The organism is Kurthia populi, from assembly GCF_042686175.1.
In the GTDB taxonomy this organism is placed as follows: Bacteria; Bacillota; Bacilli; order Bacillales_A; family Planococcaceae; genus Kurthia; species Kurthia populi.
In genome coordinates this window covers 1-25,186 of the sequence record NZ_JBHUOR010000126.1, presented here as the reverse complement: position 1 = coordinate 25,186, position 25,186 = coordinate 1, and the positions used below count along the sequence as shown (strand labels likewise).

19 protein-coding genes, 2 pseudogenes and 1 riboswitch are annotated in these 25,186 nt (G+C 40.9%); all 21 genes and pseudogenes read right to left on the bottom strand.

All coding sequences use genetic code 11. From position 1 onward, the window contains the following. Nucleotides 1-8: 8 nt before the first annotated feature. Nucleotides 9-2,015 (bottom strand): NAD-dependent DNA ligase LigA, encoded by a 2,007-nt coding sequence (gene ligA / locus ACFSY7_RS14730; protein ID WP_380148342.1) that lies wholly within the window; start codon nucleotides 2,013-2,015, stop codon nucleotides 9-11. 12 nt (nucleotides 2,016-2,027) lie between these two features. Next, nucleotides 2,028-2,459, bottom strand: a pseudogene (locus tag ACFSY7_RS14725) (ATP-dependent DNA helicase PcrA); the annotation flags it as partial. 112 nt (nucleotides 2,460-2,571) lie between these two features. Continuing rightward, a complete protein-coding gene (locus ACFSY7_RS14720) occupies nucleotides 2,572-4,350 on the bottom strand; it encodes a reverse transcriptase domain-containing protein (protein WP_380148341.1) in 1,779 nt (592 codons plus the stop codon). Between the two features lie 643 nt (nucleotides 4,351-4,993). Next, nucleotides 4,994-6,814: pseudogene (pcrA, locus tag ACFSY7_RS14715) on the bottom strand (DNA helicase PcrA); the annotation flags it as partial. Between the two features lie 34 nt (nucleotides 6,815-6,848). After that, nucleotides 6,849-7,538 (bottom strand): heptaprenylglyceryl phosphate synthase, encoded by a 690-nt coding sequence (locus ACFSY7_RS14710; RefSeq protein ID WP_139995979.1) that lies wholly within the window; start codon nucleotides 7,536-7,538, stop codon nucleotides 6,849-6,851. Between the two features lie 119 nt (nucleotides 7,539-7,657). Beyond that, nucleotides 7,658-7,981: a YerC/YecD family TrpR-related protein gene (locus ACFSY7_RS14705; protein WP_126989139.1), complete on the bottom strand. Its 324-nt coding sequence runs from the start codon at nucleotides 7,979-7,981 to the stop codon at nucleotides 7,658-7,660. A gap of 134 nt (nucleotides 7,982-8,115) precedes the next feature. Further along, entirely contained in the window at nucleotides 8,116-9,849 is a 1,734-nt protein-coding gene (locus ACFSY7_RS14700; RefSeq protein WP_380148340.1) for an adenine deaminase C-terminal domain-containing protein, read from the bottom strand. 240 nt (nucleotides 9,850-10,089) lie between these two features. After that, a complete protein-coding gene (gene purD / locus ACFSY7_RS14695; RefSeq protein ID WP_380148339.1) occupies nucleotides 10,090-11,346 on the bottom strand; it encodes a phosphoribosylamine--glycine ligase in 1,257 nt (418 codons plus the stop codon). Between the two features lie 96 nt (nucleotides 11,347-11,442). Next, the gene (gene purH, locus ACFSY7_RS14690) at nucleotides 11,443-12,978 is read right to left on the bottom strand and encodes a bifunctional phosphoribosylaminoimidazolecarboxamide formyltransferase/IMP cyclohydrolase (RefSeq protein WP_126989136.1); all 1,536 of its coding nucleotides are present in this window, start codon (nucleotides 12,976-12,978) and stop codon (nucleotides 11,443-11,445) included. Nucleotides 12,979-13,077: 99 nt separating this feature from the next. Continuing rightward, nucleotides 13,078-13,659, bottom strand: coding sequence for a phosphoribosylglycinamide formyltransferase (purN, locus tag ACFSY7_RS14685; protein WP_139995973.1), 582 nt, complete (start codon nucleotides 13,657-13,659; stop codon nucleotides 13,078-13,080). After that, nucleotides 13,659-14,714, bottom strand: a complete 1,056-nt coding sequence (purM, locus tag ACFSY7_RS14680) for a phosphoribosylformylglycinamidine cyclo-ligase (protein WP_139995971.1) — start codon at nucleotides 14,712-14,714, stop codon at nucleotides 13,659-13,661. The genes purN and purM overlap by 1 nt, the downstream gene beginning before the upstream one ends. Before the next feature lie 13 nt (nucleotides 14,715-14,727). After that, a complete protein-coding gene (gene purF / locus ACFSY7_RS14675) occupies nucleotides 14,728-16,152 on the bottom strand; it encodes an amidophosphoribosyltransferase (protein WP_126989133.1) in 1,425 nt (474 codons plus the stop codon). Beyond that, the gene (gene purL, locus ACFSY7_RS14670; RefSeq protein ID WP_380148338.1) at nucleotides 16,128-18,362 is read right to left on the bottom strand and encodes a phosphoribosylformylglycinamidine synthase subunit PurL; all 2,235 of its coding nucleotides are present in this window, start codon (nucleotides 18,360-18,362) and stop codon (nucleotides 16,128-16,130) included. The genes purF and purL overlap by 25 nt, the downstream gene beginning before the upstream one ends. After that, nucleotides 18,352-19,032, bottom strand: a complete 681-nt coding sequence (gene purQ, locus ACFSY7_RS14665; RefSeq protein ID WP_126989131.1) for a phosphoribosylformylglycinamidine synthase subunit PurQ — start codon at nucleotides 19,030-19,032, stop codon at nucleotides 18,352-18,354. Before purQ ends, purL begins: the two co-directional genes overlap by 11 nt. 1 nt (nucleotide 19,033) lies before the next feature. Further along, nucleotides 19,034-19,282: a phosphoribosylformylglycinamidine synthase subunit PurS gene (gene purS / locus ACFSY7_RS14660; protein ID WP_139995967.1), complete on the bottom strand. Its 249-nt coding sequence runs from the start codon at nucleotides 19,280-19,282 to the stop codon at nucleotides 19,034-19,036. A 1-nt stretch (nucleotide 19,283) separates the two neighbouring features. Then, nucleotides 19,284-19,997: a phosphoribosylaminoimidazolesuccinocarboxamide synthase gene (gene purC, locus ACFSY7_RS14655; protein ID WP_126989129.1), complete on the bottom strand. Its 714-nt coding sequence runs from the start codon at nucleotides 19,995-19,997 to the stop codon at nucleotides 19,284-19,286. Between the two features lie 99 nt (nucleotides 19,998-20,096). After that, nucleotides 20,097-21,395 carry an adenylosuccinate lyase gene (purB, locus tag ACFSY7_RS14650; RefSeq protein WP_126989128.1) on the bottom strand — a complete coding sequence of 433 codons (1,299 nt, stop codon included), beginning with the start codon at nucleotides 21,393-21,395 and terminating at the stop codon, nucleotides 20,097-20,099. Between the two features lie 18 nt (nucleotides 21,396-21,413). After that, nucleotides 21,414-22,538 carry a 5-(carboxyamino)imidazole ribonucleotide synthase gene (gene purK, locus ACFSY7_RS14645; protein WP_126989127.1) on the bottom strand — a complete coding sequence of 375 codons (1,125 nt, stop codon included), beginning with the start codon at nucleotides 22,536-22,538 and terminating at the stop codon, nucleotides 21,414-21,416. Beyond that, a complete protein-coding gene (gene purE, locus ACFSY7_RS14640; protein ID WP_126989126.1) occupies nucleotides 22,535-23,023 on the bottom strand; it encodes a 5-(carboxyamino)imidazole ribonucleotide mutase in 489 nt (162 codons plus the stop codon). Before purE ends, purK begins: the two co-directional genes overlap by 4 nt. Before the next feature lie 134 nt (nucleotides 23,024-23,157). Continuing rightward, nucleotides 23,158-23,256: riboswitch (purine riboswitch) on the bottom strand. Between the two features lie 82 nt (nucleotides 23,257-23,338). Beyond that, the gene (locus ACFSY7_RS14635) at nucleotides 23,339-23,536 is read right to left on the bottom strand and encodes an NETI motif-containing protein (RefSeq protein ID WP_139995964.1); all 198 of its coding nucleotides are present in this window, start codon (nucleotides 23,534-23,536) and stop codon (nucleotides 23,339-23,341) included. A 114-nt stretch (nucleotides 23,537-23,650) separates the two neighbouring features. After that, nucleotides 23,651-24,856 carry an NAD(P)-dependent malic enzyme gene (locus tag ACFSY7_RS14630; protein ID WP_380148337.1) on the bottom strand — a complete coding sequence of 402 codons (1,206 nt, stop codon included), beginning with the start codon at nucleotides 24,854-24,856 and terminating at the stop codon, nucleotides 23,651-23,653. Nucleotides 24,857-25,186 lie beyond the last annotated feature (330 nt).

Sequence of the window (25,186 nt, the reverse complement as noted above, 5' to 3'; positions counted from 1 at the left end):
GATCTCCTTTACTCTGATAATTCTTCGATTAGGCGTTCTTCGTCCCATACGGCAATGCCTAATTTTTCGGCCTTGTCGAGTTTTGAGCCAGCTTCCGCACCAGCAATGACCAGATCTGTCTTTTTGCTGACGCTCCCTGTTACATTTCCACCTAATGCTTCTATTTTCGCCTTTGCTTCGGAACGTGTCAATCGTTCAAGTTTCCCTGTTAGGACGATTGTTTTGCCGTTAAAGTTGCTATCGATTTCAGATGTATCTACTTTTTTGCCAGTATACGACATATTGATCCCTGCATCGCGTAAACGTGATAGCAATTCTTGCACCTCTTCATTCGCAAAATATGTCACAAGAGAGGATGCCATTTTTTCACCAATTTCAAATACTTCTGTTAGCTGTTCCTCTGTCGCAGCCATTAGTGCATCCATCGTTTCAAAATGCGCTGCTAAAATTTTCGCTGCCTTTGAGCCGACATGGCGGATGCCTAACCCAAACAATAAATGCTCTAGTGAATTTGATTTCGATGCTTCCACTGCATCGATTAATTTTGTCGCAGATTTTTCACCCATACGCTCTAGCTGAATTAGTTCGTCCATCTTTAAATGATATAAATCCGAAACATCCTTCACTAAGCCTTCACGTAAAAGTTGCGCGACCACTTTCTCACCACAGCCATCAATATTCATCGCATTACGTGACACAAAATGCGCTAAACCCTCTGCAATTTGTGCGAAGCATTGTGGGTTCACACAGCGCAGTGCTACTTCATCTTCAAGGCGCACTAGCTCGCTATCACATGCCGGACAGTGTGTCGGCATCACGTATGGTGCCGCATCCTCTGCACGTTGGTCAAAGAGTACCTGCTTCACCTCTGGAATAATGTCGCCCGCTTTGCGGATAATCACATGGTCTCCAATGCGAATATCTTTTTCGCGAATAATATCTTCATTATGCAGTGATGCACGTTGTACTGTCGTCCCTGCAACAAGCACAGGCTCAAGAACAGCTGTTGGTGTTACAACCCCTGTACGACCAACCGTTAAATCGATATCGAGTACCTTCGTGACAACTTCTTCTGCTGGGAATTTGTACGCAATCGACCAGCGAGGAACTTTTACAGTGTTGCCAAGCTCTTGTTGTTGGTCATAATCATCAACCTTAATTACGATACCATCGATTTCATATGGCAATGTCGGACGTTTCTCCGTCCATTCCTCGATATATGCAAATACCTCATCTAATGATGTACAAATACGGCGCTCGTGATTTGAACGGAAACCTAATTCTTCTAAGAAATCAAGTGCATCACTATGACATGTAAGACCAAACTCCTCGCCATTTGTACCAAGTGCATACATAAATGTTGAGAGATTACGGCTTGCTGCGATTTTTGGATCTAGCTGACGTAACGAGCCAGCCGCCGCATTACGTGGGTTGGCGAATAAGTTTTCTTCGCGCTCGGCACGCTCTTTATTTAAATTATTAAATGAACGTTTCGGCATGTAGCACTCACCGCGCGCCTCAAGCGTTACAGGTTTCGTTAAACGAAGTGGTACGGAACGAACGGTTTTTAAGTTTTCGGTAATATTTTCACCGATTGTCCCGTTTCCGCGTGTAGCACCTTGTACGAAAACGCCATCGACATATTTTAACGAAATCGCTAAACCATCAATTTTGAGCTCACAGACGTAGCGGAAGTTATCACCGATATTTTGGCGTACACGCTCATCAAAGGCACGTACATCTTCCTCGCTAAATGTATCACCAAGACTTAGCATCGGATGGTCATGTGTGACTTTTTCAAACGCTGTTAATGTTTGCCCACCGACACGTTGCGTTGGAGAGTCTGGAAAACGTAAATCTGGATATTCCTCTTCAATCTCGATGAGTTCCTTCATTAATTGATCATAAATTGCATCCGGAACAGTTGGCGCATCCAAATCATAATATTCGTGACCGTATTGTGTTAATACTTTATTTAATTCAGCCGCACGTTGCTCTAGCTGTACTTTTTCCACATGAATTCCTCCTTATTGCTTCGTAATTGGCGCAAATTTAGCCATCAGACGTTTGATACCTGTTGGTGCTGGGAACGCAATATCAAGTTCCATACCATCACCCTCACCGCGAAGGGATACGACCGTACCGACACCCCATTTACCATGAGCTGCTTTGTCCCCCACTTGCCAAGCTACCTTACTACCGCCTGTATCTTTTAATGCTGATTTCGACGCTAATGCTTTCCCGCGTGTTTGGCCTGTTGACTGACGATAGCCTGACTGACGACGAGGCGCACTATATGCCCCACTTTGCGATGAACGTTTTGTCATCGTTTCTTCAATTAAATCCGAATCAATTTCATTTAAGAAACGAGAAGGTGTATTGAAACTTGAGCGACCATACAGCGTACGCATTTGCGCACAGCTTAAATAGAGCTGTTTCTCTGCACGCGTAATTCCTAATGGTGATAGGTAACCTTTTGATGCTATCTCCAGGTTTTCCCCCACCCCACACCGTGCGTGCGGCTTTCACCGCACACGGCGCTCCATCTAATCATCAATAGTTAATTTCGCATTATTTTAGTACTTCATAACCACATAATTTTCTATATTTGTTCAATTGTTTTAAGTTAATATAGGCTGGTAAATCTTTCAACTTCAAGTTCACATCATGTACGAATTTATGAGACGTTTTATTCAACATTATGAGATTACTATAACTGTCCGTACCGTCCCGACTTAACGGGATTTTATGATGTATATGAATTTCTTGTGGGTCCATACATAGGTATTCTATATCTAAAATTGGTTCTTTCTTTTGTTGGTTCAATAAGCTAGGGATATAAATTATATTACTACTATTTCTCCCCGTATTCATACGGTTTTCGAAGAAATAATTCACCCATTCAAGTCCCTTATATTTAGTTTGATTCGGTTCCCATAGTTTGTGTACCTCATACATATACTCTCTTGTACTTTTCACACTATGTTGCCGCATCTCCCATAGGTCAAGTAATTGTCCATTGACCATAAAACTAACATGTGGGTTACGAACTATGTCGATTTTAACATCGCTTCTACGTCGACACATTTTTTTCAATAACAATATCTGTATTCTACTTATTAGCCATGTTAAATTCGTGCAGATTGTATAGTAATTGAATATACCTCTCACATATACGATAAAGTAATCTATATTACCTTTCCAAAGACACCATTCAAGTCGACTTTTCGTTTCTTTCCACAGTTTCTTTTGGTCTTTCACCGAAATAATGAATGAGTTTGGTTTGCTACTATTCGTTTTACGATATTTAAAGCCTAGAAATTCCAGTTCAGTGTCTCCCTGTATCGGTATTAACTTGGTTTTATCCTCGTTTATTTCCAATCCATTTTCTTTACACCAATCTTCAAACATCATGATTGCGTCGTATATATCATATTTCCCTTTGCTTATAAAAACAAAGTCATCTGCGTATCGAATTATTTTTACTACTCTACGTTCTTGTAACCAATTGAAGTAATATTCCCGACCACGTTTATAATTCTTGGCATGGTTTTTATGAATATTAGGATTTTGGATAATTTCACGTCCGTTATCTCGTTTGAAATCATTTATTTCATGAAGCCGAAGTTCGAAATCATGAAACATTACATTTGCGAGTATCGGACCTAAAATTGTACCTTGCCTTAATCCAATTCCTTTATATTTTTCTTTTGGTTGTTTCAAGTCAATCCACATTAACCGTTTTATACATTTCAGAAATGCTAAATCATGTATATTATGGTTTAACTTTAACTTATCTAACACTTTGTCAATTTGTACCGTATCAAAGTATTCTTTCAAGTCACAGTCGTATATGTGTCCTTCATTGTTGTATTGCAGAGTAGTTGCGACATAGGACATACATTCTTGTGCATTACGATTTTTTCTAAATCCAAAGCTCTCAGGATTAAATTGTGCTTCAAGAATTGGTTCAAGGATATTTTTAACACATTGTTGTGCTATCCTATCATATAAATTCGTTATGCCCAACGGTCGCATTTTACCATTGCTTTTCGGTATCATTACACATCTTGCTTTACCTTGTTTTGAACCAAATAATCGATTTTTGATTTCCTTTATAACATTTTCAATATCTAATTTCATCATGTCATTAAAGGTCATGCCATCTGGACCTGCTGTTTTCTTCCCTTTATTACTGCCTATTATTTTAATTGAACATATAATGTTTTGTTCATCAATGACATATTGCCATAAGTGGTTAAATCGTCTTTTTGTTAATGCTTTTTCAAATAATATTTGTTCGATATCATTAATACCATATCGCCAAATATCTTTTTCTTTAACTTTCATCTATATCGCCTTCTTTCCACAAGGGATAGCGATTACTATTGATGTTAGACTTGGGGCCTTCCCTCCACTTCCATTACGAAGCTTCTACGGTACTATGCCCCTACTGACTCCCCTGTTCATGCTCTTTCATGCTTACGCAATCCCCAAGCTATTACTAAACGTCAGGGGTCTCAAACGTTCCGATATTACTAGGTATATAACTGTACTTAGGTTCCACCTTTATCCCGACTATATCAATTAGTAGAACAACCCATTAGTTCTATCCATTAGATTCGCTACGATAAATCTTTTGGAATATAGTTTATTAGACAACATTTCTATTGCCCGCTCTGCGAGACGTACATTCAGTGGTTCGTCATTAGCTATCTAAATTCTAACCATATACAGCTACCCAGCCCGCACCATATTCGCAGTTATGTTTAACCTTTCCTCAGCTTGACCTGTTAGGGTTACTTAGCGCGACTTTACCCAACTTCAGACACCTTGTTACCAAGATGCATGTGGGAGTATTAGCTTCCATCTAGTCACGGAGATTATTAGGGTTCTCCGTCGTGGTTTCGTAATATCAGTTGTTGTTAACGATTATTTCGTTAACCCTACCAATCCTTCGCTGTTATGCGATTTCTGGTAAACGTTTCGTACCGTAAGCAAGACGTCGCTCTTCTTCCATTTCATCATTGTCCATTAATGAACGTGAGTGCGGGAAGATATTTTCCTCCATACCGATAATAAAGACGATTGGGAATTCAAGACCCTTTGCAGAGTGCATTGTCATTAATACAACGCCACCTGTTTTTTGCTCTTCTTCCTCTTTGCCAAGCTGGTCAATATCTGCGACAAGCGCTAAATCCGTTAGGAAGGCAATCAATGTTTTGTCATCACTGCTTTCCTCGAACGCTTTCGTTACAGATAAAAACTCTTCAATATTTTCTAATCGGCTTTCCGCTTCAATGGTTTTTTCCGCTTTTAACATTTCGCGGTAGCCTGATTTATCAAGCACTTCCTCTACAAGTTCCGTCACCGACATATAATCTTGCATTTGTGTAAAACGCTCAATCATCGCACGGAAACCTACTGCTGAATTTGTAGCACGCATTGATAACCCCATAAAATCAACTTCACGTAGTGCATCAAAAATCGAACGATCCTGCTCAAATGCAAACTGCATCATGCGCTCAAATGACGTCGCTCCAATACTACGCTTCGGTTCATTGATGATACGCGCAAGTGCTAGATCATCATCATTATTCGCAATCAATCGTAAGTAAGCTAATAAATCTTTAATCTCTTTACGGTCATAGAACTTCGTGCCGCCAACGATTGTGTACGTCATATTTGATTTCACAAGCATTTCTTCCATTACACGTGACTGTGCATTTGTACGGTAAAGAATGGCAAAATCATCCGCGTTATAGCCATCACGCATCGCCTCTTGAATCGTTTTCACGACAAATTGTGCTTCGGCTTTTTCATCGTATGAACGATTTAATGTAATTTTTGCGCCTTCCTCATTTTCCGTACGTAATTCTTTTGGAAAACGACTTGAGTTATTTTTAATAACGCTATTGGCCGCCGCTAAAATCGTTTTGGTCGAACGATAGTTTTGCTCTAACATAATTGTTTTAGCTGTTGGATAATCTTTTTCAAACGATAAAATATTCGTAATATCCGCACCACGCCAGCGGTAAATTGATTGATCTGAATCCCCCACAACGCAAATGTTTTGGAATTTAGACGCCATCATTTTTACAAGCTTGTACTGCGAGTGGTTCGTATCTTGATATTCATCAACGTGAATATACTGGAATTTATCTTGATAAAACGCTAATACTTCTGGTACTTCTTCAAATAAACGAATGGTCATCATAATTAAATCATCGAAATCAAGACTTTGGTTTTTCTCTAATCGACGTTGATAACCTTCATAGACATTGGCAACCGTTTTTTCATGTGGATTATTTTCACTTGCCGCTGCCTTATACTCACGATGCGAAATGCATTCATTTTTTGAAGAACTAATCGCATTTAATAGCATGCGCGGGTCATATTGTTTTGGGTCAATATTTTGTTCTTTTAATACATTTTTGATAACTGTTAATTGGTCTGTCGTATCTAAAATCGTGAAGTTTTTACTAAAGCCAATCCGGTCGATATCGCGACGTAAAATACGCACACACATCGAGTGGAATGTAGATACCCACATTTGCTGACCTGTACCATTACCTAGTAGACCGTCAATACGTTCACGCATTTCACGTGCCGCTTTATTCGTAAAGGTAATCGCTAAAATATTCCATGGATTCACCATTTTTTCAATTACTAAATACGCAATACGATGTGTTAGCACGCGTGTTTTACCAGAACCGGCACCTGCCATAATTAGCAGGGGTCCTTCCGTTGCTTGGACTGCCTGTGCTTGTTCTTTATTCATACCGTTCAATAAATTTTTCGTTAGTTGGTCCATTTTGCACCATCCTTTACAAACATTTGTTCTTATTTTAACACATTTCCTGAACAGCTTTCACTGTTTTCAATGCGGTTTTCAAATCATCATAAATCACATTTCCTACAACGACGATATCTGCATAACTAGCCATTGCCTTCGCCTGCTCAACCGAGGTAATGCCACCGCCATAAATTAACTTCGTCTTCGTTAGCACACGACTCACTTCGTAGACAAGATCTGGGTCGCCATATGTGCCGCTATATTCCATGTAGAAAATCGGCAAATGAAATAACTCCTCTGCCATTTGTGCATACGCTACAACATCTTCATCCTCTAAATCTGTCTTGGCTTCCGTTAACTTCGCCACTTTACAGTCAGGATTTAATACACAGTAGCCTTCTGCAACAATTTCATCCCAGTTCATAAACATGCCGTATTCTTTAATCGCAGCATGATGTAAATCTTTCACAAACGTCGTATTTGTACTATTTAAGACCGTTGGAATGAAATAGAAGTCATAGCCAGGTGTAATTGATTCTAAATCTGAAACCTCTAATACGACTGGCACAGAAAAACGGCGCACACGAGCTAATAAGTCGAGTACACCATCGATTGTAATGTTATCCGTACCGCCAACTAAAATAGCGTCTGTCCCTGACTCACATAGCCTCTCTAGTGCCTCGTCGTCGATGTCCTTTGCAGGATCTAGCTTGAAGACATGCTTCCACTGTTGAAATTCCATCGTTCTCCACCTTTATCAATTTTCTATTCTCTTAGTATACCTTGTCTAACGTCTTACTGCGAATAGAAAAAGGCCTCATCCTACTTTTGTAAATGTGTAGGACAGGCCTTTTCTTGTGTCTATTTTCGTGTTGCTTCTGCGTAGCTTTTTTCGTCTGGATAAAGACGACCCAACATTTCATCATACGTATCATTTCCATAATCGAAGCAGCGACGTACGCGTGAAATTGTCGCAGTAGATGCGCCAGTTTCATTTTTAATCGCTTCGTATGTTTTTTTCAAACGTAGTAAATGAGCTACTTCAAAACGTTGTGATAGTGATTGAATTTCACTAATTGTGCATAAGTCATCAAAAAATTGATAGCATTCTTCAATATCTTTTAATTCTAAAATGGCTTTAAAAAGTTGTTCTGTTTGATGACCACGAATTTTCTCAATTTGCATAAGAATCCTCCTCCCACAGTCCGGGCAAGATTTTTACTATAATTCCTCTTTATTTTAGCACGTTAAAGTGTGAGAGAAAAGTAAAATTACTTTCACCTGTAAAAGTGTCGCACTTCAACGTGTGAAAGGGAAAGTTAGCGCATAACTGAAGGGAATAGTACCTGTTTTTTCATAACGTCAAAAATGCCGCGCTGTGTAATGCGAATATACGGTAAATGCGTCGCCTGTAGGAACAATAAAGTATAGATTAAATCCCCATGTTTATAGCCACGTTCTTTTACGGCATTAACGATACGTGCTTCCTCAACGATGAGGTCATCCATTGACTTATCTGACATAATACCATCGAGTTTCAGCTCCATTTTTTCAATAACTTCATTGCCTTCTACAACAACGATACCGCCTTGCATAGTACGGACTTCACGGAACGCGCGCATCATCGATGTTGTATTTTTCCCGATTAAAATAATATCGCCCGTAATTGAATAGCTTGAGGCAAAGCCATCTAAATGCGTCGCAAAACCTTTTAACATCGTATTAACACGCCATTTACCATAGCGGTCAACGAGCACAAGGAAACATTCATCATGACCTTTTTCAAGGTCCCCTTCATTCACATGTAAGTTAATGCTGTAGGGCTTCGTAATGACATCATTAACCATCTCAATTCCAAATGGCATCGAGAACTGGAAATCATCCTCGGTCAGATCAAAATCAAGCGTCAATGGCTGATGATAGTCGTTGAGTGAGAAATCATTCAGTGAACGCACCTGTTTATTATCACGCTTTAACCATTGACCCTTTGATAATACACTGACAGGCGTTGGATGGAATTCATCCTCTAACACATTAATATTTGCTAAGCGGCCCGTCGCGATAAAGCCCTGGTATTTATCAAGATTATAATAGCGCGCTGTATTGTAAGATGCCATTTGGTACGCTTCAATCGGCGGTACACCCGCTTCAAGTGCGACGCGAATGCATTTGTCCATTAACCCATCCACATGGAAGTGAGGCATCGAACCATCTGTTGTTAGCATTAAGTGGTCATAAGCTGTCCATTGCTCTGCCACTATATCGCGTAAAATGTCTGGTAAGTCTGGGCGAATCGATGAATAACGTAATGTCACATCATAACCATGCAATAAACGACGCTTCACTTCATCAAATGTCATCGATTCATGGTCCCCATCAATGCCAAACAATTTCATTTTCGCTAATGTTTTTTCAGAAGCACCCGGTAAATGCCCCTCGATTTTTTTACCGTATGTGCTCGCAAGTTGTAGCCAGTAAAGTAGCTGGTCATCCCCGTCTACTAAACGCGGCCATGACGTCAGTTCTCCCGCCATTAATACATCTGGTCGCTTCCCCCATTCTTTAAGTGCATGCCCTGAGAATAAGTTATGCTCACGAATCATTTGTGTTTGGGAATCTAAGCGTACCCACCAATAAAACGTAAACGGTAATTTTTTCAATTCATCCAGCAGGTGAAATGCTGTATCATTTTTCATATTCAAATAAAACGTTAAGTTATCACAAAGCATCGTTGTCGTTCCTGTTTGTGCTGCAAAGTCTGCAAATGTAACGGCATTGTATAGCTGGAATGGATGAACATGTGGTTCGATATATCCTGGTACAAGTGTTTTCCCTGACATCTCTACCACTTCTGTACCCTCTAGATTTTTTGGCATATCTGGACCCGCGTAAACAATGCGCTCTCCCTCAATCCAAATATTCCCCTGCAACCATTGTTTTAGTGTGCTATGTAAATAGCGTGCATTCATTAAAAGTATTGACGGCCCTTTTTTACCGTCCAATACGTCTGCCTGTTGATGTAAATCCTGTAGTTTCCAAGTTGGCTCAAGCATTTCTCCCACCTCTTTCTTTATTATTTTTGTGCATATATTATGTTCGATTCATACTTTTTAGACATCATATGTTGTATCGTATCATATGGCCTATAAATTAAACATGCCTTCACTCATTCGTTAACAAGGTGTTCACAAAATAAGTAAGTTAATGTAAGCGTTATCATTAATAGGTATAATTATGCCATATATGCATAAAAAAAAGCTATCCCTAGTACTCGGATAGCTTAAATATTTACATTACTGAAATGTTCGCCAACCAATATCATGACGATAGAAGAAGTTCGGCCACTGTATGTCCTGAATCGCTGCATACACTTCTGCCTGTGCTTCTTTTAAACTATCTGCCTGTGCAGCCACTAAAAGAACACGTCCACCATTCCCAACAAATTGTTCGCCTTCTTGCTTCGTACCCGCATGAAATACTGGATACTTCGCTGCTAATGCTGTCAAATCTGGTAGTGCATTCCCTTTTTCCACTGTACCCGGATAACCCTCAGATGCAATCACGACACCTAGCATTGCCTTATCCGACCATTGTAAATCAAATGGCTTTTTATCAAGCAGTGCCATCATAAATTCACCAAAATCAGAGGCCATACGCGGTAGCACAACCTGTGTTTCAGGATCACCAAAGCGTGCGTTAAACTCGATTACTTTTGGTCCGTCCTCTGTTAAAATTAAGCCCGCATATAAAATACCGGTAAAGGATTTTCCTTCTTGTTCCATTGCCGCAACAGTCGGTACGACAATTTCATCATACGCACGTTTTACGACTTCATCAGAGATTTGAGGTACGGGTGAATAAGCCCCCATACCGCCTGTATTTGGCCCTTTATCGCCGTCATACGCACGTTTATGATCCTGCGCAATCACCATCGGATAAATCTGTCCATCATGTACAAAGGACATATATGAGAATTCTTCACCGTCTAAAAATTCTTCGATTACAACACGTGATGAAGATTCACCAAAGCGTTGATTGCCAATCATATCACGTACCGCTTCAATAGCTTCACGTTCTGTCATCGCTACAATAACGCCCTTACCAGCCGCAAGACCATCCGCTTTTACGACGATTGGCGCGCCCTGTTTTTGAATATATAACGCTGCTTCCTCTGCATCCGTAAACGTCGCATAAGCGGCTGTTGGGATATCGTATTTTGCCATTAATTCCTTTGCAAAGGATTTAGAGCCCTCGATTTGTGCGGCTGCCTGTGTTGGACCAAAAATACGTAAGTCCTCTGCTGTAAATGCGTCCACAATTCCTTCTGCAAGTGGTTGTTCTGGACCAACAAATGTTAGCACCACATCATTTGCCTTCACAAACTCAATCAATGCTTTGAAATCATTTTGTGCAATACCAACAACCGTTGCATCATTTTTCATTCCATCATTTCCTGGTGCTACAAATACTTCCTCAACTGATGGTGAATCATTAAATTGTTTTGCAATGGCATGCTCGCGGCCACCGCTTCCGATTACAAGAACTTTCACGTGTCATTTCCTCCTTTGATTTAAAAAAGAGGCCGGAACACCTTCCTTAGATTAGTAAGTGTATCCTAGCCTCTCAGTTGTGTCATACCGTAAATTCTAGTGTTTAAAGTGACGTACGCCAGTCGTTACCATTGTGATACCTGCGGCGTTTGCTACGTCGATTGAATCTTGATCACGTTTTGAACCACCTGGGTGGATAATCGCTGTAATGCCTGCTTTAATCGCTTCTTCTACTGTGTCAGGCATTGGGAAGAATGCATCCGATGCTAATGCAGCACCTTTTGCTTTTTCGCCTGCTTGCTCTAAAGCAATTTTCGCAGAGCCTACGCGGTTCATTTGACCAGCACCTACACCTAATGTCATTTTATCGTCAGTTACAACGATTGCATTTGATTTCACATGCTTCACAACAGACCAGCCCAGTTTTAGTGCTGCCCATTCTGCTTCTGTTGGTTCGCGGTCTGTTACTACTTGAATATCTGCTTCGTCAAAACCGTTGCGGTCTGGCTCTTGTACTAGTAAGCCACCTTCAACAGATACTGTATTGAATTTGTCTTTTGTATTTTGGTCGAATGAAATGGTTAGTAAGCGAATGTTTTTCTTCACTGTTAGCTTTTCAATCGCCTCTTGTGAGAATGAAGGGGCAATGATAATTTCTAAGAAAATACCCGCAAGTTTTTCAGCTGTTTGTGCATCCACTTCACGGTTAAGCGCGACAATACCACCGAAGATTGATGTTGAATCTGCTTCGTATGCTTCGTTGAATGCTTCCGCAATTGTTTCACCTACACCTACGCCACATGGGTTCATATGTTTCACAGCAACTGCTGCTGGTTGTGTAAATTCTTTTACAATTTGAAGTGCTGCATTGGCATCTTGAATATTGTTATAAGAAAGTTCTTTCCCATGCAATTGCTCCGCATATGCTACTGAGAAATCAGAAGCTAGACGTTTTTGATAGAATGCCGCTTTTTGGTGAGGATTTTCACCGTAGCGTAATGTTTGTTTTAATTCGTATGTTAGTGTTAATTGATCTGGGAACTCTTCGCCTACATAGTCTGTTAGGTAGTTTGAGATGTATGAATCGTAAGCCGCTGTGTGACGGAATACTTTTGCAGCTAAACGACGGCGTGTTTCAAGTGTTGTTTGACCGTCTGCTTTTAATTCCGCTAATACTGCCGGGTAATCTGTTGCATCAACGATTACAGACACATATTTTTGGTTTTTCGCTGCTGAGCGTAGCATTGTAGGACCACCGATATCGATATTTTCGATTGCATCAGCAAATTCTACGTTTGGTTTTGAAATCGTTTCAACGAATGGATAAAGATTTACACAAACGATTTCGATTGGCGCGATGCCATGTTCGTCCATTTGTGCTTGGTGTTCTGGGTCATCAAATTTTGCAAGAAGACCGCCATGGATTAATGGGTTCAGTGTTTTTACACGACCGCCAAGAATTTCTGGGAAGTTTGTTACTTCGTCGACAGCCGTTACTGCTACACCATTTTCTTGTAAATGTTTTTTTGTACCACCAGTTGATAAAATTTCATAGCCTAATGTTTCTAATTCCTTCGCAAATTCTAAAATGCCTGTTTTATCAGAAACACTGATTAATGCTCTTTTCGTCACAATAAGTTCCTCCTTAGATTATGTACAGCAATTTAGCATCATAAAGTGCCTGTACGCACAAACACTTTACTCTACTAATATAATAAAGTTTTGATAATTCTATCTTACACGATTTTCACTAGAATTGAACAAATATTTTAACACTTCTGTATATAATTGATGCTCAATCGCATGAATCGCCGCTTCCGTTTCCTCGCGGTTGCCTTCTACTACATCAACGGCACGCTGCATAATGATGCGTCCTGTATCCATTCCTGCATCTACATAGTGCACGGTCACACCAGTGATTTTGACACCATGTGCTAGTGCCTGCCCGATCGCATCTTTCCCTGGGAATGAAGGAAGAAGTGATGGATGAATATTAATAATATGATTAGGATAGGCTTCAAGTAATGTAGCGCCAATCAGACGCATATAGCCAGCTAGCACTAAAAACTCCACTTCATTTTTACGAAGCTCGGCTAAAATCGCCTGCTCATACGCTTCCTTTGAGTCATATGCTTTTGGACTAAGTGCTAATACAGGGATATTTTTCGCTGCTGCTCGCTCTGTCACATAGGCACCTGGCTTATCTGTCACAACGACCTTAATCGTCGCATCGATGTCACCACGCTCAATCCCCTCTTGAATCGCCTGAAAGTTTGAGCCGCTACCTGATGCAAAAACTGCGATGCTCTTCATTACGCAAGACTCCCATCATGCTCGCCTTTGAAGACAACGCCTTCGCCTGCAACCACTTGACCGATTTTGTATGCTTTTTCGCCATGACGCGCTGCTACAGCAATTACTTTTTCAACGTCCGCTGCAGGAACTGCTAACACATAGCCAATCCCCATATTAAATACGTTGAACAAATCTTTTTGTTTTAGCTCGCCTTGCTCCGCTAAGAAATCAAAAATCGGTAACACAGGCCATGAACCAAGCTCTACTTCTGTCGCAAGACCTTCTGGCATCATACGTGGAAGATTTTCATAGAAGCCGCCACCTGTTACGTGTGCCATACCATGCACATCCGCCTCTTTTAACATATCAAGAACCGGTTTCGCGTAAATTTTCGTTGGTGTTAATAATGCTTCACCAATTGGACCAAGATCTTCGTAGCCTTCTACGATTTGCTCCGGTGTATAGCCTTTATCCGCAAAAACAATTTTACGCACTAATGAATAACCGTTTGAATGAACACCGCTTGATGCAAGCCCAACTAAGACATCACCTTCAGCAATACGCTCACCTGTTACAATATCCTTCTTCTCACAAGCCCCTACTGCAAAACCAGCTAAATCATACTCATCCTCATCGTATAGACCTGGCATCTCAGCCGTTTCACCACCGATTAATGCAGCACCCGATTGTACACAACCATCGGCTACACCTTTAACGATTTGTTCGATTTTTGCAGGAACTGCCTTACCTACCGCTACATAGTCTAAGAAATAAAGAGGCTCTGCACCTTGTGCAACGATGTCATTGACGCACATCGCCACAGCATCTACACCAATTGTGTCATGTTTATCGACCATAAATGCGAGCTTTAATTTCGTACCAACACCGTCAGTACCTGAAATTAAGACAGGTTCTTTTAAGTTTAACGAAGATAAATCAAACATACCTCCGAATCCCCCAAATGTTCCCATAATGCCTTTACGTTCTGTGCGGGCTACATGTGATTTCATACGTTGTACTGCTTCATAACCAGCTTCGATATTTACGCCAGCTTGTTCATATGCTTTTGACACAATAAGTTCCTCCTTAGTTTTGTAACTCTTTTTCGTGTGGTAGTACGGTATCTGCAAAGATTTGTGTTGGATATTCACCTGTGAAGCAAGCAAGACATAGACCACGATTTTGTTCATCAAATGGACGCTCTGTCGCTTCAATCATGCCCTCAGGAGATAAAAATGTTAAGGAATCCGCACCAATTGTGTCGCGAATTTCTTCAACTGTTTTTGTCGAAGCAATTAATTCCTCACTTGATGAAGTGTCAATGCCGTAGTAGCAAGGATTCGACATCGGTGGTGAACTGATCACAACATGTACTTCTGCTGCGCCCGCTTCTTTTAGCATCGTTACAATACGACGAGACGTTGTACCACGTACGATGGAGTCATCGACCATGACAACACGTTTGCCTTTAACAACTTGCACAACGGGTGATAATTTCATTTTTACACCGCGTTCACGTAGCTCCTGTGTTGGTTGAATAAATGTACGACCAACATAGCGGTTTTTAATTAAACCTAGCTCATATGGCAGACCACTTTCTTCAGCAAAACCAATCGCTGCGGAAATACTTGAGTCAGGCACACCTGTTACAACATCCGCTTCGATATGTGCACATTCACGTGCTAATTGACGCCCCATACGTTTGCGTGCCATATGCACGTTAATGCCATCAATATCTGAGTCCGGACGTGCTAAGTAGACATATTCCATCGCACACATCGCACGATTCGTTTCGACTGCAAAGCGCTCCGACTTAATACCGTCATCATTAATGACTAATAATTCACCCGGCTCGACATCACGCACATACGATGCACCGATTAAATCAAAGGCGCATGTTTCAGATGCGACAACATAGCCTTCACCTAGCTTGCCTAATGCTAGTGGACGTAAGCCTTGCGGGTCACGTGCCACAATCATTTCGTCCTTTGTCATCACTAAAAATGAATAGGCACCGATTAATAAATTCAATGCACTTTTCACTTTTTCTTTAAATGGTAGTAATGTTGAGCGCTTAATTAAATGCGCGACAACTTCTGTATCCGAACTAGAATGGAAAATGCTTCCTTGACGCTCAAGATGCTTTTTTAAACGATTCGCGTTTACTAAGTTCCCGTTATGAGCAATCGACAAGCTACCTGTCGAAGAGTGGAATAATAACGGTTGAACATTTTCGATACCATTGCCACCAGCTGTCGCATAGCGAACATGTGCAATGGCAGCAGTACCTTCAACAGCGCGTAATTTTTCTTCGTCAAAAACATCGTTAACTAACCCTTCACCCTTTACAGCACGTAAGCGTTCACGGTCTGATACGACAATACCAGCGCCCTCTTGCCCACGATGTTGTAAAGCATGGAGCCCATAATAACTTAATTGTGCCGGATCTGGATTATTCCAAATACCAAACACACCACATTCTTCGTTTAAGCCTCTGAGTTCAGCAAGCATGTGATAGCTCCTCTCCAAGCGTCATGGAATTCTGCTACGGCGCCCTCTACATAAGTTGTTCCATCTGTTCCTTTAATCACAAGATCAGCATTTGGCGTAATGATCCCCACTTTATTTGCAGCAGGAACGATTTCTTCAAATCGTGCTGCTTTTTCTTGTGCAACTGTTACAACAAAGCGTGATTGTGATTCAGCGAATAAAGCAGTCGTTGCAGAGCCTGTAAGTTCTACTTCTGCACCAAGTTGTGTACCGAATACTGTTTCAGCAAACGCTACTGCTAAACCGCCCTCTGCTACATCATGTGCAGATTGAACAACGCCCGCTTTGATTGCTTGTAATAATGATTGTTGATGTGCATGTTCTACATCTAAATCAATCGCAGGTGCTAAGCCAAATACTTTACCATCATTTGTTAATTTTTGAAGCTCTGAGCCACCGAATTCCGTTGCTGTTTCACCGATAACGTATACAACATCGCCCGCTTGCTTCGCTTCTTGTGTTGTTACATGTGCCAGGTCCTCTACTAAACCAACCATACCAATTGTTGGTGTTGGGTAGATTGCTTCTGAACTACGTTCGTTGTAAAGAGATACATTCCCACCGATAACTGGTGCGTTTAATGCGCGACAAGCATCTGAGATCCCGTCTGCTGATTTTTCGATTTGCCAGAAGATTTCAGGCTTCTCTGGATTACCGAAGTTTAAGCAGTCTGTAATAGCAAGTGGCTGACCACCTGATGCGATAATATTACGTGCTGCTTCTGCTACAGCGATTTTACCGCCCACTTCAGGATCTAAATAAATATAGCGAGAGTTACAGTCTGTTGTCATCGCTAATCCTTTATTTGTACCACGTACACGAATAACGGCTGCATCACTACCAGGAGCCACAACAGTTGATGTACGTACTTGATGATCATATTGACCATAAACCCACTCTTTTGAAGCGATTGTTGGTTGTTGTAATAATGCTAGTAATGTTTCTTTATAATCTGCTACTTGAGGCTCCTCATTTTCCATTTGTTGGAATTCCTCGTAGTAAGCTGGAACAGCTGATGGTTTGTGGTAAACAGGTGCATCCTCTGCTAATGCATCAACTGGAACATCTGCTACAACCTCACCGTGATGTAATAAGCGGAATTGTTTATCATCTGTTACGACACCAACAGATACTGCATCAAGACCGTATTTTGCGAATAGATCAACGATTGGTTGTTCTTCACCCTTTTTCACGACAACAAGCATACGCTCTTGCGATTCTGATAGCATCATTTCATATGCTGTCATACCTGTTTCACGTTGAGGCACTAAGTCTAAATTCATTTCAATACCAGAGCCGGCTTTTGATGCCATTTCTGATGCAGACGATGTTAGACCAGCGGCACCCATATCTTGAATCCCAACTAAGCTATCAAACTTAACTAATTCAAGACAAGCTTCTAATAGCAGTTTTTCCATGAATGGGTCACCCACTTGAACAGCTGGGCGATTTTCGTCTGATGTTTCTGTTAGTTCTTCCGATGCAAATGTCGCACCGTGGATACCGTCACGACCTGTTTTAGCACCTACGTACATTACCGTATTGCCAACACCCGCTGCGATACCTTTTTGAATATCATCATGGTCGATTAAGCCGACACACATCGCATTAACTAATGGATTTCCTTCGTAGCAAGGGTCGAATTGAATTTCGCCACCTACTGTTGGAATCCCGATACAGTTCCCATAGCCTGCGATACCAGCAACAACTTCTTCAAATAAATACTTCACACGTTTTGATGCATCTAGTTCACCAAAGCGTAATGAGTTTAACATCGCAACAGGGCGTGCACCCATTGAGAATACGTCACGGATAATACCGCCGACGCCTGTTGCAGCACCTTGGTAAGGCTCGATTGCTGATGGGTGATTATGCGATTCCATTTTGAATACAACCGCTTGGTTATCACCGATATCAACGATTCCGGCACCTTCACCAGGACCTTGTAATACTTGTGGACCTTCTGTTGGGAATTTACGAAGAACCGGCTTAGAGTTTTTGTAAGAGCAGTGTTCTGACCACATTACTGAAAACAGACCAAGTTCTGTCCAGTTTGGTAAGCGTCCTAAAATCTCTTCAACAAGGGCAAACTCGCTGTCGCTCATACCTAAATCTGCATACATTTGTTGTTCTTTGATTTGCTCCGCTGTTGGCTCAAGCTTAGTTGACATTTGATTCCCTCCACTGTTTTACAATTGATTTGAATAAATTAAGACCATCTGCACCGCCGATAAGCTCGTCTACTGCGCGCTCTGGGTGAGGCATCATACCAAGCACATTGCCGCGTTCGTTGACGATACCTGCGATGTTTTCTAAACTACCATTTGGGTTTTCACCATTATACGTGAAGACAATTTGATTATTGTCTTGTAATTGCTTTAATGTCGCGTCGTCACAGTAGTAATTTCCTTCACCGTGAGCGATTGGAATAGAGATCACTTCATCGCTGTTATAACCATTTGTAAATAATGTATGGTTATTTTCTACTTTGAGTTCCACTGTTTTGCAGATGAATTTCAAGTCGCGGTTACGTAGAAGTGCACCTGGTAAAAGACCCGCTTCCGTTAAGATTTGGAATCCGTTACAAACGCCTAGTACTGGCTTACCAGCTTCAGCGGCTTTTTTTACTTCTTTCATAACATTTGATTGGTTCGCCATTGCGCCGCAGCGTAAGTAGTCACCGTAAGAGAAACCACCTGGTACTAAAATGCCATCATATGCGCTTAAATCTGTTTCGTCATGCCAAACATATTCTGCTTCTTCGCCAAGTTCGTCCTTGATTGCGTGATACATGTCTAAATCACAGTTCGACCCAGGGAATACGAGTACTGCGAATTTCATGTTAGTTAGCCTCCTCGACTTCGTAACGGTAGTCTTCGATGACTGTATTCGTTAGTAATTTTTCACACATTTCTTTGACTGCAGTATCAACATCGCGTTCTGCGTCAGCAAGCTGTAATTCTAAGAATTTACCGATGCGTACATCTTGTACTTCATCGTACCCCATGTTGTGTAGTGAGCCCATTACTGCTGAGCCTTGTGGATCTAAAACACTTTCGCGTAATGTTACGTATACTTTGACCTTTTTCATGTTAAGCTTGTCCTCCTAGACGAGAAAGAATAATTTTATAAACCTCTGTTAAGTCACCTAAACCACGGCGGAATACATCTTTATCTAAATGCTGATTCGTTTCCGTATCCCAAAGACGGCAAGTGTCAGGTGAAATTTCATCTGCTAATAATACGTTACCTTGTGCATCACGACCAAACTCTAATTTGAAGTCGACTAATGTTACGCCGATTTCCTTGAAGAATGGGGCCATGACATCATTCACTTGTTGTGCTTTTTCATATAAGGCTTGAACTTCTTCTTCTGATGCGATGCCTAAAATATCAATATGCTCGTTGTTGATGATTGGGTCACCTAAATCATCATCTTTGTAGTAGTATTCGACAATGGTGCGAGGAAGGACGGTACCCTCTTCGATGCCTAAACGTTTTGAAAGGCTACCCGCTACAATGTTACGGACTACAACTTCAATTGGAATAATGTCGACTTTTTTAACTAATTGATCATTATCGTTTAGTTTCTCGATAAAGTGAGACTCAATGCCAGCTGCTTTTAATTTGTCGAAAATCAATGATGTAATGCTATTGTTTAGTACGCCCTTACCAGCAATTTCAGCTTTCTTTTCACCGTTAAATGCTGTTGCGCTATCTTTGTACTCAACGTATAAAACGTCTTCTGTATCTGTTGCATATAATCGTTTTGCTTTACCTTCGTATAAAAGTTGACCTTTTTCCACTTTGAATTCCCCCGTAGGATAATAATTTATTGAATAATCAAAATTTTGAAAATAGAATGTCAGCGCACTCACTGTGTGCTGACATTATTAAAGCAAGTATTAATCGTTAAGACCAAGACGATCGAAAATCATATCCACATTTTTTAGGTGGTAATTATAATCGAAGCAATCGTCAATTTCTTCTGCAGAAAGTAGAGAAGAGATTTTTTCGTTTTCTTCTACTAATGGACGGAACTGAATTTGCTCATCCCAAGAACGTGCAGTAAGCGGTTGTACTGTATCGTAAGCTTCTTCACGAGAAAGACCTTTTTCGATAAGTGCTAATAATACACGTTGAGAGTAGATTAGACCGAATGTACGTGTCATATTGCGTTTCATATTTTCTGGGAACACAGTTAAGTTTTTCACGATGTTACCGAAACGGTTTAACATGTAGTTGATTGCAATTGTTGTATCTGGAATGATTACGCGCTCTGCTGAAGAGTGAGAGATATCGCGCTCATGCCATAATGGAACATTTTCGTAAGCAGTAAGCATGTGACCGCGTACTAGGCGAGCCATCCCTACCATGTTTTCAGAACCGATTGGGTTACGTTTATGAGGCATTGCTGAAGAGCCTTTTTGACCTTTAGCGAAGCCTTCTTCTACTTCACGAGTTTCTGATTTTTGTAAACCACGAACCTCCGTAGCGAATTTTTCAATTGATGTTGCGATTAATGCTAACACTGAGAAGTATTCAGCATGACGATCACGTTGAAGTGTTTGTGTAGAAATTGGCGCTGCTGTTAGGCCTAATTTTTCACATACGAATTTTTCAACGAACGGATCGATATTTGCGTATGTACCTACCGCACCTGAAATTTTACCAGCTTCGATTGTTTTAGCAGCCGCTTCAAAGCGCGCTTGATTACGAAGCATTTCTTCATGCCATAAAGCTAGTTTTAAACCGAAAGTTGTTGGCTCTGCATGAACACCGTGTGTACGGCCCATACAAACAGTCATCTTATGCTCTTTTGCTTTAGCAGCAATGATGTCGATGAAGTTTTGGATGTCTTTACGGATAATTTCATTTGCTTGTTTAATTTGATAAGAAAGAGCTGTATCAACTACGTCTGTAGAAGTTAAGCCGTAGTGTACCCATTTACGTTCGTCGCCTAATGTTTCAGAAACGGCACGAGTGAATGCTACAACGTCATGACGTGTTTCTTTTTCGATTTCTAAAATACGTTCGATATCGAATGAAGCATTCTCACGTAATTTTTGAACGTCTTCTTTAGGAATAACGCCTAGCTCTGACCATGCTTCACAAGCTAAAATTTCAACTTCAAGCCATGCTTGATAACGGTTTTGTTCTGTCCAAATGGCGCCCATTTCAGGACGAGTATAACGTGCGATCATTGTATAATGTTCTCCCTTTTATTCTGCCCAAATAGCAGATTGATTAATTTCCTCTAAGGTATGATTAATATCATCCGTCATTATTGTAACATGTCCCATTTTACGATTGTTCTTTGCTTCTGATTTTCCGTATAAATGAATCGACCAATCAGGATACTTCCCAATCGAATTAATCACCGGTACGACATGTTGACCTAACACATTGACCATAATCGATGGTGCATGTAACTTCGGCTTACGAAGTGGCCAGCCACATACCGCGCGAATATGTTGATGGAACTGTGAAATGTTGCAAGCTTCAATTGAATAATGCCCTGAGTTATGAGGACGTGGCGCTAATTCGTTAATGACAATCGAGCCATCTTCTAGCACGAACATTTCAACTGCTAGTGTACCGATTAAGTTCAGTGCATCCGCAATTTTAATGGCTTCCTCTTCTGCTTGCTGAAGTGTTTTTGCCTCAACACGCGCCGGTACAATCGTTTCGTGTAGGATGTGATTGACATGTATATTTTCACCCATTGGTAAGCAATACGTTTCGCCTTGCGGATTACGCTGTACGATAACAGATACTTCCATTACAAACGGTACGAAAGCTTCAGCAACACAGGCAGAGTGTTCAAATAATACTTCTGCTCCAACAAGATCTGCTGCTGATTTCAATGTTTGCTGCCCTTTACCATCATAGCCACCACGCGCTGTTTTCACTACACATGGATACCCAACTTCTTGGACTTTCGCTAAAAGTTCTTGGTAATCATTAGCGACAATATACGGTGCGACAGGACTGCCTGCTTCCGTAATTGCAGCCTTCTCTAAAATACGATCTTGTGTCGTGCGTACAAGCTCTGCACCTTGTGGAACATAAGCAATTTCAGTTAAACGTTTTAATCCTTCGTAATCGATGTTTTCAAATTCGTATGTGATCACATCACTTACTTCTGCTAATTCTTCAAGTGCCGCCTCATCATCATATGGTGCGACGATGCGGATGTCTGCGACTTGGCCACATGGAGAATCCATTGAAGGTTCAAGTACAGCAATTTTAAATCCTGCTTCCTTTGCAGCTAATGCCATCATACGACCTAGCTGACCTCCACCGATAATGCCGATTGTTTGTCCTGGATAGATTGTTGCCGTCACTGTAGGTCACCTGTACTTTCCATTGCTTTTGCTTTCATTTCTAAACGACGTGCTTCAAGTTTTTCTGTGATGTCTTTGTCTGTCGTTGATAAAATTTGTGCTGCTAGCAAGCCGGCATTTGTCGCTCCAGCTTTCCCAATTGCTACTGTTGCTACCGGTACACCACCAGGCATTTGAACAATTGAAAGTAATGAATCTAAACCGTTTAATGCGCGAGATTGAACCGGTACACCAATGACCGGTAATGTTGTTTTCGCAGCAACCATACCTGGTAAATGCGCTGCACCACCTGCACCTGCAATGATTACTTCGATACCACGTTCGCGTGCTCTCTCAGCATACTCAAACATTAAATCAGGAGTACGATGTGCGGATACTACTCGTTTTTCATAAGGAATTGCTAGCTCATCAAGAATGTCACACGCATGCTTCATTGTTTCCCAATCACTAGAACTTCCCATAATGACACCAATTTTCGGATTCATGTTATATACGCTCCTTTAGACAAATAAAAAATCCCCAAATAACGTCAGCTCTACACACATATGTGGAAAAGCTAGTTACTCAAGGATCAACGAAAGCGACAAGTCCCCCTCTGTGAACTCGAGCGCAATATTCCTAAGTGCTTGCTTTCCCGCATAGTCCAACATTTACGGTGTCGGGTAGAGACACTAGAGCCAATCCTCTAGCATATATGTGGGATATATTGTTTTCATTGCCATTCTAACAACGCTACGTAAAGAAGTCAATAAAAAACGAACAATTAAATTTTAAAAAATTCAATCGTTCGTATTTTTTATCTATTTTTCGTCACTTTCAATCAAAAGACCTTTGAATTTAATCAATTGGCGAACTGGTACTGGATTCCCGTCAATCATTTCAAATAACGGTTCCTCTTTTCGTCCTGCAGGCATATAGCCATCTTTCTGCATTCTATCCAAACATTCGCTAATTGTTTCATTTTCTTCTACTTCATACCATACGGTTTTCTTTGCCAAGCTTGTACACTTCCTTATAACTCTTTGCCATTACCTTACCTTTTATTGTACCGAAAAACAACTAAAAGAGCGTCAGTTTCACATAACTGACGCTCTTTTTGCGAAAACCATTTATTATTTTGTAAATACCGGAATTTTCGTCTTGGCAATGCCTGTTTCATACGCACAATGGCGAACAGCATGTGCTACAGCTTCCGTTACATCGATTTCAAAAACATTTGGAACAACAGTGCCTTCTACTAACTGGTCACTCGTTACAAGATTTGCAATGGCTTCAATTGTTGCAAGTTTCATTTCTTCTGTAATAGCGGTTGCATGCACATCCAATGCCCCTCGGAAAATACCTGGGAATGCAAGCATATTATTAATCTGATTCGGATAATCAGAACGTCCTGTCGCAATCACTTTCGCTCCCCAAGCAAGCGCATTTTCATAGGTCACCTCTGGATCTGGATTTGCCAGAGCAAAGATAATTGGATCCACATTCATCGTCGAAATCATTTTCTCTGTTAACACATTTGGGGCTGAAACACCGATAAAGATATCTGCATTCACAACTGCCTCTTCTAATGATCCTGTTAGATTCGCTGTATTACTCCAAAGCGCCACATATTTCTTCTCTGAATTCATGCCCTCTTTGCGCCCTTCATAAATAATGCCTTTTGAGTCACAAACAACGATATTCGATCCTTGATAACCAAGAGATAATAAAATCTTTAAAATTGCGACACCCGCTGCACCAGCACCGTTAATTACAACACGAACTTGTTCTTTTTGCTTTCCTACAATTTTCAGAGCATTAATCAGTCCTGCCCCTACAACGATTGCCGTCCCATGTTGGTCATCATGGAATACTGGAATTCCTAAATCCTGTAGACGTGCTTCAATTTCAAAGCAACGCGGAGCTGAAATATCCTCTAGATTAATCGCACCAAACGTTGGTGCCAATGCACGTACGATTTGTACAATTTCATCCGTATCCTTTGTATCTAAACAAATTGGTACGGCATTAATTCCTGCAAACTGCTTTAAAAGAAGCGCCTTTCCTTCCATCACCGGCATCGCAGCTTCGGGGCCAATATCTCCTAATCCTAATACCGCTGTACCATCGGATACAACACCCACAAGATTACCTTTCATTGTATACGTGTAGGCCTTCGTTACATTCTGTTGAATTTCTAAACATGGTGCTGCTACGCCAGGTGAATAAACTAAACTCAGCTCTTCAATACCTTTTACGGGAATACTTGCCTCAACTGACAACTTCCCTTTGTATTGCTCATGCAATGCTAATGCTTCTCTCTTCAACGCTTCCTTCATGCTCATCCCTCATTCCAATTTTTCGTTTTCTGTTGATAGCTCAATATATTACGAGAGGATGTTTTTACTGTCAATAGCAACTTTTAGAATTTTCAGATAAATTACACTCATGTGAAAAAACGCACAAACTGGATATATAATAGAAGAAAGTCAAAATTTTCTAAAAATAAATGTTTCTAAATCTTTTTTAGAAAAAAATTTTTAGTACACTTAAAAATATTTTAAACACAAAAAAAGCACTGACTTCTGTCAGTACTTCGGTGTGCCTAGCAACGTCCTACTCTCGCAGGGGGAAACCCCCAACTACCATCGGCGCTAAAGAGCTTAACT